We start from the raw sequence: 13,351 nt of genomic DNA on the forward strand, positions 1-13,351 counted from the left end.
CGAGCCGGTCCCCATGTAAACCTCTGCACACGATTACGGCAGAGCGCCGATTACGTATGCGGATCGGCCTTGCGTCGGCCGGGGGGCGGCGTCACGCCGGCGACGCGATCGCCGGGCAGGTCCGGGGCGACACTGGCCGGCCGGGCATTTCGCCCGCCGGCCTCCCATATCGGGCATTGTCCTGCCCCCAACGCTCCGTCCGAAAAGGCCGATCCGTCCGATGCGTCTCGCTCTCGCGCTCCTCCTGTCGCTCGTCCTCGCGGCGTCGCCGCCCGCCGCCGCCCAGCAGGCGACCGACGTGTCGCCCAGCACGGGCGAGATCGACGCCAGCGCCGTCACGGGGCGGCACGGCATGGTGGCGAGCCAGGAGGCGCAGGCGAGCCGCATCGGTGCCGCCGTGCTGGCGCGCGGCGGCAACGCCGTCGACGCCGCCGTCGCCACCGCCTTCGCGCTCGCCGTCACGCTGCCGCGTGCCGGCAATCTCGGCGGCGGCGGGTTTCTGGTGCTGCACCGGGCCGGCGGCGAGCCGGTGACCATCGATTTCCGCGAGACCGCGCCGGCGGCGGCGACCCCGAACATGTTCCTCGACGCGGCCGGCAATGCCGATCCGCTGAAGGCGCGGTTCAGCGCCAGCGCCATCGCGGTGCCGGGCAGCGTCGCCGGCCTCGCGCTGGCGCACGAGCGGTACGGGTCGGGCAAGCTGTCGCTCGCCGAGCTGATCGGGCCGGCCGTGCAGCTGGCGCGCGACGGCATTCCGGTGACGGGCGACCTGTTCGAGACGCTGACGCTCGCCGAGCGGCGGCTGGGCCAGTGGCCGTCGTCGGCCAAGGTCTTTCTCCCCGGCGGCAAGGCGCCGGCCGAGGGCAGCCTGCTGCGCCAGCCCGATCTCGCCGAGACGCTGGAGCGGATCGCCGTCGCGGGGCCGGCCGGCTTCTATCGCGGGCCGGTGGCGGACAAGATCGTCTCGACCGTGCGGGCGGCGGGCGGCCTCCTGACGGCCGAGGATCTCGCCGGCTACCGGGCCGTGGTGCGGCCGCCGGTGCGCGGCACCTATCGGGGCTACGAGATCCTGTCGATGCCGCCGCCCTCCTCGGGGGGCGTTCATCTGATCGAGATGCTGAACATCCTCGAAGGCTACGACCTGAAGGCGCTCGGCGCCGGCGCGTCGGCCACCCTGCATCTCGTCGTCGAGGCCATGAAGCTCGCCTATGCGGACCGCGCGGCGTTCCTGGGCGACGCCGACCAGGTCGACGTGCCGCTGGGCCAGCTGCTGTCCAAGGCCTACGCGGCCGAGCTGCGTCGTGGCATCGACCCACAGACGGCGCGGCCGGCCGCGACGATCCGGCCGGACAGCCCGGCGCTCGGTGGCGGCGGGGCGAACACCACGCATCTCTCGGTCGTCGACCGCGACGGCAACGCCGTGGCGCTGACCACGTCGCTCAACTTCAACTACGGCATGGGGCTGGTCGCCGACGGCACCGGCGTGCTGCTCAACAACACCATGGACGATTTTTCGGCCAAGCCCGGCGCCCCGAACGCTTTTGGCCTTATCGGCAGCGCCGCCAACGCCCCGGCGCCAGGCAAGCGGCCGCTGTCCTCGATGACGCCGGCCATCGTCTTGAAGGACGGGACCACCGTGCTCGTCACCGGCGCGCCCGGCGGCAGCCGGATCATCTCGACGGTGCTGCAGGTGATTCTCGGCCGGCTCGACTTCGACCTGTCGCCGGCCGCCGCGGTCGCGGCGCCGCGCGTCCATCACCAGTGGCGGCCCGACGTGCTGCTGCTCGAGCGGGCGATCCCGCCCGCGACCGCCCGGGCGCTCGCCGCGATGGGCCACATGGTCGAGGTCGGCGCCACCTCGGGCTCGGCCCACACCGTCGTCGTCACGCCGGACGGCGTCGTCGGTGTCGCCGACCGCCGGGCACGCGGCGCCGGCGCGGCGGCGGAGTGAGTCGACCGGCGCCGTCGATCCGGACGCCTCGCGCCCCGGGGCGATCCGGAATCCGGCCGCGAGGTCGGACGTCTTCGCTGGAGTCCGGGTTCGCGCGCTGACGCCCGCGCCCGGGAATGACCAGAACGCGATCGACCGGAACGTCCGCTCAGCTCGCCCGGCGGCGAGCCTCGATCAGGCGGCCGAGCTTGCGGCGATCGAGTGTCGGCCGGGAGGGGCGCGCATTGACGCGGATCGCGCCGCTGCTGCGATAGGACGGGACGAAGAGCGGAGCGGTCTTGCAGCGGCCGGCGACGGGATCGGAGGAGCCGGCGGGAGACTTCAGGGAGCGCAACAACACCCGAAACATTGCGGTCGTCCCGGTGCAATCGATGTCTGCAAAACGTCTTTCGCGAAAGCGACCGGGCCAATCGCACCCGGGAGAACTGGAGCGGGCGAAGGGATTCGAACCCTCGACCCCAACCTTGGCAAGGTTGTGCTCTACCCCTGAGCTACACCCGCATCCGTGGGCGGCAGCGCCGCCGGAGCGCTTCTCTACCCAAACTCGGATGGCTTGGCAACCGTCCCGTCGCACCGAATTCCAGATCCGCGCCGGACCGTCCGTGGCGCCGTCGCGCATCGCCTGCGGGGTTGACGCCGGGGCGTCCGGCAGGGTCCAGTGCCGCCGCCCGACCAGGATCCCCGTTCGCCCGCCGAGCCCGCCCGCCGAGCCCGCCCGCCATGCCGCCCGCCTTCTCCCGCCCCGCCGCCCCCGACGACCTGTTCGCCTGCCTCGATCGCCTCGGCGTCGCGCATCGCACCGTGTCGCATCCGCCGCTGTTCACGGTCGAGGAATCGCAGGCGCTCCGCGGCACGATCCCGGGCGGGCACACGAAGAACTTGTTTCTCAAGGACAAGCGGGGCACGCTGTTCCTGGTGGTGGCGCTCGAAGACGCCGTGATCGACCTCAAGGGCCTGCACCGGCGGCTCTCGTCCGGTGAGTCGGCGTCGACCGGTCAGTCGGCCGGCCGGCTCTCGTTCGGCTCGGCCGCGCTGATGCAGGAGGTTCTCGGGGTGACGCCCGGCTCGGTGACCCCGTTCGCGGTCATCAACGACACCGCCCTGCGGGTCACCGTCGTGCTGGACGAGCCCATGCTGGCGCGTGATCCGCTCAACTATCATCCGCTGGTCAACACCATGACGACGGCGATCGCACCCGCCGACCTCCTGCGATTCCTGCGCCACACGGGCCACGAGCCGCGCCTCGTCACGGTCTCCGAAGCGGCCGCGCAGGGGCTCGGCCACCCGGCCGATTGACGACGCGATTGCAATGAGTTCCGTGCTTCCCCATCTAGTCGCTCGATGGGGGCGGCGGCACCCCGATACAAGGACACTCCAGATGCTTCAGGACGGCGGAGCGGCGGTGGCCGCGGACGGGCTCATCAAGGACACGACCACCCAGGGCTTCGTGGCCGACGTGATCGAGGAGTCGCGCCGGCAGCCCGTGCTGGTCGACTTCTGGGCGCCGTGGTGCCAGCCCTGCAAGCAGCTCACGCCGATCCTCGAGAAGGTGGTCAAGGCGGCGCGCGGCAGGGTCAAGCTCGTCAAGATGAACATCGACGAGCACGGCGCCATCCCGCGCCAGATGGGCATCCAGTCGATCCCGGCCGTGATCGCCTTCGTCGACGGCCGCCCGGCCGACGGCTTCATGGGCGCCCTGCCGGAGAGCCAGGTGGTCGCCTTCCTGGACCGGCTGACCCGCGGCCGCGCGGCGCCCGAGGGCGATCCGGTCGCCGAGGCCCTGGAGGCGGCCGACGCCGCCCTGGTCGACGGCGACGCCGCCTCGGCCGCGCAGATTTATGCCGAGGTGCTCCAGCACGACCCCGAGAACCTGCACGCGATGGCCGGCCTGGTGCGCTGCTATGTCGAGACCGGCGCGCTCGACCAGGCCCGGCAGACGCTCGCCATGGTGCCGGAGGGCAAGCGCGCCCAGGCGCCGGTCGCCGCCGCGGCGGCCGCCCTCGAGGTCGCCGAGCAGGCCGCCGCGCTCGGACCGCTGGTCGAGCTGGAGAAGAAGGTCGCGGCCGATCCGCTCGACCATCAGGCGCGCTACGACCTCGCCCTCGCCCTCAATGCGAAGGGCCGCAAGGGCGAGACGGTCGATCACCTGCTCGAGATCGTGCGGCGCGACCGCAAGTGGAACGACGACGGCGCCCGCAAGCAGCTCGTCCAGCTCTTCGAGGCCTGGGGGCCGACCGACGAGGCGACCGTCTCGGGCCGCCGCCGCCTGTCCTCGATCCTGTTCGCCTGAGTGTCCATCGCCGGACCGGCGCCGGTCGATCCGGCGCGCCGGACCGGACCCGGAGATCGGCCATGCCCATGAACGCGACGTATCGGGGCCCGGCGGACCTGCCCTCCACCCTGCCGGTGTTCCCGCTGCCGGGCGCGCTCCTGCTGCCGCGCGGCCAGATGCCGCTCAACATCTTCGAGCCGCGCTATCTCGCGATGGTCGACGACGCGCTCAGGAGCGGCCACCGGCTGATCGGCATGATCCAGCCGGACAGCGCCCATCCGGGGCCGGAGGACAAGCCGACCCTGTTCCGTGTCGGCTGCGTCGGCCGCATCACCCAGTTCGCCGAGAGCGGCGACGGGCGCTATCTGCTGCAGCTCACCGGGGTGTCGCGCTTCCGGCTGGAGCACGAGCTCGCCGTCGACACGCCCTACCGCCAGTGCCTCGTCTCCTACGCGCCGTTCGCCGACGACTTCGTCGCCCGCAAGGGCGAGAAGGCGGTCGACCGCGCCGCGCTCCTGCGGGCACTGCGCGACTTCCTCGAGGCCAACAAGCTCAAGGCCGATTGGGACGGCATCGAGAGCGCCCCCAACGAGGCGCTGGTCAACGCGCTGGCGATGATGTCGCCCTACGGCCCGGCCGAGAAGCAGGCCCTCCTGGAGGCCCCCGACCTCAAGACCCGGGCCGAGATCCTGGTCGCCGTCACCGAGATCGAGCTCGCCAAGGGCCGCAACTCGGGCGACGCCCCCCTGCAGTGAGGGCGGCGGTCCGCCGGCGCGGGCGGCGGACGGAACCCGGCACCTCGCCCGGCCGTTGGCGCCCCACGAGCCCGAGAGTATGGTGCCCCGCCCGGCCCGCCGCGCCGGATCGTCCGGCCTCGCCGGACCATCTCGGTCGGCGGCGGATGTTCACGAACGGATCGACCCCATGACCTCGACGTCTTCCGACCGCGCCGCCGGCGCCGTCGACCCGAAGCTTCTCGACATTCTCGTCTGCCCGCTGACCAAGGGCCCGCTCGAATACGACGCCGAGCGCCAGGAGCTGGTGTCGCGGGCGGCCCGCCTCGCCTATCCGATCCGCGACGGCATCCCGATCATGCTGGTCGACGAGGCCCGCCGCCTCGACTGAGGCGCGGCCACGATCGCCGAGCCGTCATCCCGGAGCGCGCCGAAAGCGCGACGCCGGGACCAGCGCCGACCATGTTCGTCGCCTCGGGAGTCCGGATTCGCGAGCGTTCGCCCGCGCCCCGGAACGACCATGGCGGAACGCCGAAGCCGGGACAAAACATGCTGACGATCTGGGGGCGGACGACCTCGTCCAACGTGCAGAAGGTGATGTGGGCGATCGGCGAGCTCGGCCTCGCGCACGAGCGCATCGATCTCGGCGGGCCGTTCGGCGGCAACCGGGATCCCGAGTATCTGGCGCTGAACCCCAACGGCCTGATCCCGACGATGCGCGACGACGACGGCTTCGTGCTGTGGGAGTCGAACGCGATCGTCCGCCACCTCGCCGCGACGCACGGGCCGGAGCCGCTGGAGCCCGCCGACGCGCGCGGCCGCGCCCTGGCGGGCCAGTGGATGGACTGGCAGCTCACCGTGGCGGCGCCGGCCATCATCCCGGTGTTCTGGCAGCTCGTGCGCACGCCGCCGGAGAAGCGCGACGCGGCGGCGATCGCGGCCGGCAAGGAGAAGAGCATCGCGGCCTTCGGGATCGTCGACGCGGCGCTGGCGCAGTCCGCCTATCTGGCCGGCGACTCGTTCTCCTACGGCGACATCCCGCTCGCCATCATGGCGCGGCGCTTCCTGGAGCTGGTGCCGGAGCGGCCGACCCTGCCGAATCTCGAGCGCTGGTACGGCGCCATCGACTCACGCCCCGCCTTCCAGCAGCACGTCGCCTCGATTCCGATGGTGTGATGGTCTGAGGGGGCGGCCGTAAGCACCGCCGCCGTCATGGCCGGCCTCGTGCCGGCCATCCACGCCCTTCGGGCGGCGCGAAGGCAAAGACGTGGATGGCCGGGACAAGCCCGGCCATGACCGAGTCAGAGAAGGTCGTGAAAGCCCTCCCTACAGCGCCTCGCCCTTCAGGAGCTTCGGCACCTCGCCGGAGAGGCCGGCGGCCTCGCGCACGAAGACGCGCTTGAGGACGGGCGCTCGGTCGACGAGGCCGAGGCCGAGATCGCGCACCAGGCGCAGCACGTCGGAGCGGTTGGAGAACAGGCGGTTGAGGCCGTCGGTGGCGATGCCCATCGTCATGGTGTCGAAGCGCCGCCAGCGCTGGTAGCGCTCCAGCACGTCCGGCCCGCCGATGTCGAGGCCGAGCCGGGCCGCGTCGGCGACCGCCTCGGCGAGCGCCGCCGAATCACGAAGCCCGAGATTGAGCCCCTGGCCGGCGATCGGATGGACGCGATGCGCGGCGTCGCCGATCAGCGCGAGGCGCTCCGCCACGAAGGCGCGGGCGACGCCGAGGCCGAGCGGATAGTGCTGGCGCGGCCCGACCGCTTCGAGCGCGCCGAGATGCAGGCCGAAGCGCTTTTCCAGCTCGTCGTGGAAGGCGGCGTCGGGCAGCGCGACGATGCGCGTCGCCTCGTCGGTCGTCTCGACCCAGACGAGTGACGACCGGTTGTCGGTCAACGGCAGAATCGCGAAGGGACCGGCCGGTAAAAAATGCTCGGTGGCGCGGCCGCCGTGGTCGCGCTCGTGCTTCACCGTGGTGACGATCGCCGACTGGCCATACTCCCAGCCGACCACCGTGATTCCGGCGAGGTCGCGCAGCCGCGAGCGCACGCCGTCGGCGGCGACCAGCAGGCTCGCCTCCACCACGGCGCCGTCGCCGAGCGTCACGGTGACGCCCTGCGGTCCGGTCTCGTAGCCGGTGACGCTGGTCGGGCGCAGATCGAGGCCGTCGACCTCGGCGCGCGCGAGCAGCGCCTTCAGCAGAACCGCGTTCTCGACCATCTGAGCGAAGGGCTCGCCGGGCGCCACCTCGCCCGCGAAGGTGAGGAAGACCGGCCGCACGGCGTCGTCGAGCCGGCTGTCGGTGATCACCATGTCGAGGATGTCCTGGGCCTGCGCGGCGACGGACGGCCACACGCCGAGCGTCTCCAGCATGCGCCGGGTCGCCGCCGCGATCGCCGAGGCGCGCGCGTCGACGGCGGGCCGCGCCACGGCCGGATCGGCGACCACCACCTCGAAGGTCGGCCCGAGCGACTGGCGCAGTGCCAGCGCCAGCGCCAAGCCGGCGAAGCCGCCGCCGGCGATCACCACATGGGTCCGTTCGACCGTCATCTCGTCACCGCATCCTTCGGCCGCGCATCGACGCGCAGCAGGCCGCCTCGATCGCGACCTATAGCACCGCTTCGCCGGCCCGGGCCATGCGACCTGTGCCCCCGCACCGTCGCGCCCGCTGTCGCGGAGACGCGCGGCGCCACGCGCGGTGCCTTGACTTCGGGGGCTGCGCCGGCGTCACTGCGACATCCCAGCGAAACGACAGGTCGTGAACTCATGGCGTCCGCCGTCCAGCACCTTCTGTCCGTCATCGATCTCGAGCCGCTCGAGGTGAACCTCTTTCGCGGACGCTCGCCGCAGTCGGGCTGGCAGCGCGTCTTCGGTGGCCAGGTGATCGGCCAGGCGCTGGTCGCCGCCTGCCGCACCGTGGCGGAGATCGCCGAGCGGCCGCCGCATTCGCTGCACGCCTACTTCCTGCTCGCCGGCGATCCCAAGGTGCCGATCATCTACGAGGTCGAGCGGCTGCGCGACGGCAAGAGCTACACGACACGGCGCGTCACCGCGATCCAGCACGGCCGGCCGATCTACTCGGCCATGGTGTCGTTCCATCGCCCCGAGGAGGGCTTCGAGCATCAGTTCGCGATGCCCGACGTGGCGGGCCCCGAGAACCTGCCGAGCGAGCTCGAGCTGAAGGAGCGCATCCTGCCGCTGATGCCCGATCCGGTGCGCGGCTATTACGAGCGCGAGCGGCCGATCGAGCTGCGCCCGGTCGAGTTCGAGCGCTATCTCGGCAAGGCGCATCCGGAGGGTCGCTTCCACGTGTGGATCCGCACCACCGGGCGGCTGCCCGACGAGCCGGCGATCCACCGCTGCGTGCTCGCCTACGCGTCCGACATGCTGCTGCTCGACGCCTCGATGATCCCGCACGGCCGCACCCTGTTCGAGAAGGACATCATGGCGGCGAGCCTCGACCACGCGATGTGGTTCCACCGGCCGTTCCGGGCCGACGAGTGGCTGCTCTACTGCCAGGACAGCCCGAACGCGCACGGCGCCCGCGGGCTGGGCCGCGGCCTGATCTTCGCGCGCGACGGGACGCTGGTCGCCTCGGTGGCGCAGGAGGGCGTGGTGCGGCCACGTCACGGCTGAGTCGATATCCGCTCGACGGGTCTCTGTCATTCCGGGGCGCGGCATCGCCGCGAACCCCGAATCCAGCGGCGCGCTCGCAGCTCTCGGCGGGAGCCCGGCTTCGGCGCTGCGCGCCGCCTCGGACAGACCCCCGGGTGGGACGTGCCGGAATCGGTCTGATCGGTGCGCCGGCCGGCGCGGCCGGTCGGCCCACAGGGCGGCTGACGGCGGCGTTTCCTTGTCGTAGTGTGACGGCTCGCTCTTCCGGCGTCGGCGCGGTTTTTCGGCGCACGGACGTCATTTCCATGCTTCGTCCATCGCGGTGCCGTCGGCCGAGCCGGGCACGGCACCGCCCGGCGGCCGCACGGCCGCCGAACACGACAGAGGGGGCCGCCATGAAGCTCGTGATCGCGGTGATCAAGCCGTTCAAGCTCGACGACGTGCACCAGGCGCTGACCCGCATCGGGGTCACCGGCATGACGGTCGCCGAGGTGAAGGGCTACGGCCGCCAGAAGGGGCACACCGAGATCTACAGGGGCGCCGAATACGCGGTGAGCTTCCTGCCCAAGGTGCGCATCGACGTGGTGGTGCCGGCCGACCGGGTCGACAGCGTGATCGAGGCGATCAGCGGCGCCGCCCGCACCGGCCAGATCGGCGACGGCAAGATCTTCGTCACCAAGGTGGACCGGGCGATGCGCATCCGCACCGGCGAGTCCGACGCCGACGCGCTGTAGCCGTCGCGCGCCCGCGCGGGGCGTTGCAGAAGTGCGCCGTCGTCCCACGGCGCGGGGCCCGCAAGGGCCCGTGCCCGGGATCCGAACTGCCCTGCCTGTCGCGGGCCACCGATACCGGGATTACGGATCCCGGGCTCGCGGATCTTCGGTCGCCCGCCGGGATGACGGACCGTGCGAGGCGCGGCACCTGCGAGCTCGTCTCGCGGCCGCCGCCCCTCGGCGATCATCCTTTGGTCGCGTGCGGTTTACGCCGCGGTAACGTCCGCCCCCTCTCTGATCATTAATTGGGCAGAAAACGCCCGCCGATTGCGCAGCGTGTGGCCGTCGCGCGGCGACTGCCCGCCTTTTCACCCCCTCCGGCGCACCCGGCGTCGCGCCCCTCCGACGGCCACGCGACAAAGCACCGCGGAATCATGGATCCCCCGAAGGGAACCCGGGTTGGCACGCGGTTTGATTCGGCTTCCCCCGGCTAAGCCTGCGGGGGGCGATCTCGCGCGCCGAGCCGTTATTTCAGCCCGCCTCGGCCAGAGGGGGCTCCAGCGGGGATCGATTCTATGAAAATCGTCATGGCCATCATCAAGCCATTCAAGCTCGACGAGGTCCGCGATGCGCTCACCTCCATCGGCGTCTACGGCATGACCGTCACCGAGGTGAAAGGCTACGGGCGCCAGAAGGGCCATACCGAAATCTATCGTGGCACCGAATACGCCGTGAGCTTCCTGCCGAAGGTGAAGGTGGAGATCGCGGTGCCGAGCAATCAGGTCGAGAAGGTGATCGAGACGATCTCGGGCGCCGCCAAGACCGGCCAGATCGGCGACGGCAAGATCTTCGTCGTCGGCATCGATCAGGCGGTCCGCATCCGGACCGGCGAAACCGACAATGCGGCGCTGTGATCCGCACCCAACGGACAGGAGTGACATGATGACAACAAAGAATCCGTATCGTGCGGGCATCGCGGCTTTCGCGGTGGCGACGCTGGCGACGAGCTCCGCCTGGGCGGCGCCGACCATCAACAAGGGCGACAACGCCTGGATGATGACGTCGGCCGTGCTGGTGCTGCTGATGACGATCCCGGGCCTCGCGCTGTTCTACGGCGGCCTGGTGCGCTCCAAGAACATGCTGTCGGTGCTGGCCCATGTGTTCTACACGGTCTGCATCTGCTGCGTGATCTGGGCGATCTACGGCTACAGCGTCACCTTCACGGGCGGCTCGCCGTTCATCGGCGGCTTCTCCAAGCTGTTCCTCTCGGGCGTGACGCCGGAATCGGCGGCCGGCACCTTCACGGTCGGCGCCAACATCTCCGAGATGATCTACGTCTGCTTCCAGATGACCTTCGCGGCGATCACGCCCGCCCTGATCGTCGGCGCCTTCGCGGAGCGCATGAAGTTTTCGGCGCTCGCCCTGTTCATCCCGCTGTGGGTCACGCTGATCTACTTCCCGATCGCCCACATGGTGTGGTACTGGGCCGGCCCCGACGCGATCGCCGAGGCCGCCGCCGCGGTCGCCGCCGCGACCGACGAGGCCGCCAAGGCGGCCGCCCAGGCCAAGCTCGACGAGGTGATGGCCGACGCCGGCCAGATCTTCTCGTGGGGCGCGCTCGACTTCGCCGGCGGCACCGTGGTGCATATCAACGCCGGCATCGCCGGCATCGTCGGTGCCTTGATCGTCGGCCGCCGCATCGGCTTCGGCAAGGAGCTGATGCCCCCCCACTCGCTGACCCAGACGATGATCGGCGCCGCCCTGCTGTGGGTGGGCTGGTTCGGCTTCAATGCCGGCTCGGCGCTGGAGGCCTCCGGCGCGGCCGCGCTCGCGATGCTGAACACCTTCGTCGCCACCGCCGCCGCCGCGCTGTCGTGGATGTTCGCGGAGTGGATCGTCAAGGGCAAGCCGTCGCTGCTCGGCGCGCTGTCGGGCTGCATCGCCGGCCTCGTCGCCGTCACCCCGGCGGCCGGCTTCGCGGGCCCGATGGGCGCCATCGTGCTCGGCCTGATCGTCGGCATCGTCTGCCTGTTCTTCTGCTCGGTCGTGAAGAACGCCTTCGGCTACGACGACGCCCTCGACGTGTTCGGCATCCACTGCGTCGGCGGCATCATCGGCGCCATCGGCACCGGCATCCTGGTCAACCCGGCGCTCGGCGGCACCGGCGTCTACGACTACGTCGCCGCCAAGGTCGCCGACTTCGACCAGATGGCGCAGCTCATCTCGCAGCTCAAGGCCGTCGGCCTGACCATCGTGTGGTCGGGCGTCGGCTCGGCGATCCTCTACAAGATCGTCGACCTCGTCGTCGGCCTGCGGCCGACCGCCGAGCAGGAGCGCGAGGGCCTCGACCTCGCCGACCACGGCGAGCGCGCCTACAACATGTGAGACCGGTCTCACCCGCGATGCGCGTCCTTCGGGACACGCATCGCGGCCCGATACGGACGGGGTGGAGACCCGGCACCGCCCCGTCCGCTGGGAGGCCCCGACCCTGTGTCGGGGCCTCCTTTTTATGGGCCGTTTTATGTGCCGTCATTCCGGGACGGCGCGCCCGCGGCGGACCCGGAATCCAGCCCGGACTGTGGAGCTTGCCGCTGGATTCCGGACTCGCGGACCGATCGGGCCGCGCCCCGGAACGACGGCAACGAGGGACGCTCGCGGCCAGGTCGTCAGATCCATCCCATCGCCCCCGCCCCTTGACGGTCGATGGTTAATCGCGCCTTAACCTCGCCCCCTCTAAGCTTCACCCCGACGTGGCCGCGCCGTCCGGCGCGCCCGCCCACGAGCCGCACGATCCGATGTCCATGACCTCCGCCGCCTGCGCGCCCTCGGCCTCGCCCGCGAGGCCGCCCGACACCCGCTCGCCCTTCGTGCGGCTCACCGAGCTGCTCGCGGGCGTCGTGCCGGCGCAGGCCCCCATCAACCTGTCGATCGGCGAGCCGCAGCACCCGATCCCGCCCTTCGTGAAGGACGCGCTCGTCGCCGACCTCGCCTCGCTCGGCCGCTATCCGGCCGGCAAGGGCACCGACGCGTTCCGCGAGGCCGCCGCCGGCTGGCTGACGCGGCGCTACGGCCTGCCGCGCCCCGTCGATGCGGGGAGCGAGGTGCTGGTCCTGTGCGGCACCCGCGAGGGGCTGTTCCTCGGCGCCATCGCGGCGAAGCGCTTCGTCGAGGCGCGCCGCGGTCCGCGGCCCGGCAAGCCCGCCGTCCTGGTGCCGAACCCGTTCTATGCCGCCTATCCGGCCGGCGGCACGGTGGCCGACTGCGAGGTCGTCTACATGCCGGCCTTGAAGCAGAACGGCTTCCTGCCCGATCTCGACGCCCTCGACGACGCGCTGCTCGCCCGCACCGTGGCGCTCTACATCGCCTCGCCGGCCAATCCGCAGGGGGCCGTCGCCGACCTCGACTATCTGGCCCGCCTGCTGGGGCTCGCGCGCAAGCACGGTTTTCTCGTCTTCGCCGACGAATGCTACTCGGAGATCTACACCCGCGAGCCGCCGCCCGGCATCCTGCAGGCGGCCGGCGCCGACTTCTCCAACGCGGTGGTGTTCCAGTCGCTGTCGAAGCGCTCGAACCTGCCCGGCCTGCGCGTCGGCTTCGTGGCCGGCGAGGCGGCGTTCCTCCAGAAGTTCCTCGATCTGCGCAACGTCGCCGCGCCGCAGGTGCCGGGCGTCGCCCAGGCCGTCGCCGCCGCGGCCTACGCGGACGAGGCGCACGTGGAGGAGAACCGGCGTCTCTACGGGCGAAAATTCGACCTCGCCGACCAGATCGTCGGCGACCGTTGGGGCTATGTGCGGCCGGCCGGCGGCTTCTATCTGTGGCTCGACGTCGCCGCCCTCGGCGGCAGCGAGGCCGTGACGCTGACGCTGTGGCGGGAGGCCGGCGTGCGCGTGCTGCCGGGCCGTTACATCGCGCGCGATCAGGCCGACGGCAGCAATCCGGGGGCCGACTACATCCGGCTCGCGATGGTTCAGGACGAGGAGACCACGGCCGAGGCGCTGCATCGCCTCGTCGCCGTGCTGGACTGAGCTCGATCTTTCGAGGACACGGCGACCGCATTCCGCGGGCGCCC

General features: G+C 71.5%; 12 protein-coding genes and 1 tRNA gene. 11 read left to right on the forward strand and 2 right to left on the reverse strand.

Features of this window, described 5'->3' with window-relative positions; translation table 11 throughout:
- Positions 1-220: 220 nt before the first annotated feature.
- Positions 221-1,951 carry a gamma-glutamyltransferase gene (gene ggt, locus ACFSOX_RS10410; RefSeq protein ID WP_378477745.1) on the forward strand — a complete coding sequence of 577 codons (1,731 nt, stop codon included), beginning with the start codon at positions 221-223 and terminating at the stop codon, positions 1,949-1,951.
- 426 nt (positions 1,952-2,377) lie between these two features.
- Here ggt and ACFSOX_RS10415 read toward each other — a convergent pair.
- Positions 2,378-2,452, reverse strand: a tRNA-Gly gene (locus tag ACFSOX_RS10415).
- A gap of 219 nt (positions 2,453-2,671) precedes the next feature.
- On the opposite strand from ACFSOX_RS10415, the gene ACFSOX_RS10420 reads away from it, so the two are divergent.
- The 5 genes from ACFSOX_RS10420 (at position 2,672) to ACFSOX_RS10440 (ending at position 6,133) form a co-directional block, all read left to right on the forward strand.
- Positions 2,672-3,247: a prolyl-tRNA synthetase associated domain-containing protein gene (locus ACFSOX_RS10420; protein ID WP_378477746.1), complete on the forward strand. Its 576-nt coding sequence runs from the start codon at positions 2,672-2,674 to the stop codon at positions 3,245-3,247.
- 82 nt (positions 3,248-3,329) lie between these two features.
- Positions 3,330-4,241: a tetratricopeptide repeat protein gene (locus ACFSOX_RS10425; protein WP_378477747.1), complete on the forward strand. Its 912-nt coding sequence runs from the start codon at positions 3,330-3,332 to the stop codon at positions 4,239-4,241.
- Positions 4,242-4,303: 62 nt separating this feature from the next.
- The gene (locus tag ACFSOX_RS10430) at positions 4,304-4,978 is read left to right on the forward strand and encodes an LON peptidase substrate-binding domain-containing protein (protein WP_378477748.1); all 675 of its coding nucleotides are present in this window, start codon (positions 4,304-4,306) and stop codon (positions 4,976-4,978) included.
- 169 nt (positions 4,979-5,147) lie between these two features.
- Complete coding sequence (locus ACFSOX_RS10435; RefSeq protein ID WP_378477749.1) at positions 5,148-5,348, forward strand: Trm112 family protein; 201 nt, start codon at positions 5,148-5,150, stop codon at positions 5,346-5,348.
- 158 nt (positions 5,349-5,506) lie between these two features.
- Entirely contained in the window at positions 5,507-6,133 is a 627-nt protein-coding gene (locus ACFSOX_RS10440; RefSeq protein WP_378477750.1) for a glutathione S-transferase family protein, read from the forward strand.
- 150 nt (positions 6,134-6,283) lie between these two features.
- Here the strand turns inward: ACFSOX_RS10440 and ACFSOX_RS10445 are convergent, their stop codons facing one another.
- Positions 6,284-7,504 carry a ubiquinone biosynthesis hydroxylase gene (locus tag ACFSOX_RS10445; RefSeq protein WP_378477751.1) on the reverse strand — a complete coding sequence of 407 codons (1,221 nt, stop codon included), beginning with the start codon at positions 7,502-7,504 and terminating at the stop codon, positions 6,284-6,286.
- A 216-nt stretch (positions 7,505-7,720) separates the two neighbouring features.
- Here ACFSOX_RS10445 and tesB point away from each other — a divergent pair, with 216 nt between their 5' ends.
- The 5 genes from tesB to ACFSOX_RS10470 all read left to right on the forward strand — a co-directional run bounded on the left by tesB (position 7,721) and on the right by ACFSOX_RS10470 (position 13,307).
- Positions 7,721-8,590, forward strand: a complete 870-nt coding sequence (tesB, locus tag ACFSOX_RS10450; RefSeq protein ID WP_378477752.1) for an acyl-CoA thioesterase II — start codon at positions 7,721-7,723, stop codon at positions 8,588-8,590.
- Positions 8,591-8,964: 374 nt separating this feature from the next.
- Positions 8,965-9,303 (forward strand): P-II family nitrogen regulator, encoded by a 339-nt coding sequence (locus tag ACFSOX_RS10455; protein WP_378477753.1) that lies wholly within the window; start codon positions 8,965-8,967, stop codon positions 9,301-9,303.
- Positions 9,304-9,857: 554 nt separating this feature from the next.
- Positions 9,858-10,196, forward strand: a complete 339-nt coding sequence (locus ACFSOX_RS10460) for a P-II family nitrogen regulator (RefSeq protein ID WP_111359962.1) — start codon at positions 9,858-9,860, stop codon at positions 10,194-10,196.
- Positions 10,197-10,224: 28 nt separating this feature from the next.
- Positions 10,225-11,667 (forward strand): ammonium transporter, encoded by a 1,443-nt coding sequence (locus ACFSOX_RS10465; RefSeq protein ID WP_378477754.1) that lies wholly within the window; start codon positions 10,225-10,227, stop codon positions 11,665-11,667.
- 410 nt (positions 11,668-12,077) lie between these two features.
- Positions 12,078-13,307, forward strand: a complete 1,230-nt coding sequence (locus ACFSOX_RS10470) for an aminotransferase class I/II-fold pyridoxal phosphate-dependent enzyme (protein WP_378477755.1) — start codon at positions 12,078-12,080, stop codon at positions 13,305-13,307.
- Positions 13,308-13,351: the final 44 nt, after the last annotated feature.

It is taken from the genome of Rhodoplanes azumiensis (assembly GCF_042682915.1).
Lineage (GTDB): Bacteria > Pseudomonadota > Alphaproteobacteria > Rhizobiales > Xanthobacteraceae > Rhodoplanes > Rhodoplanes azumiensis.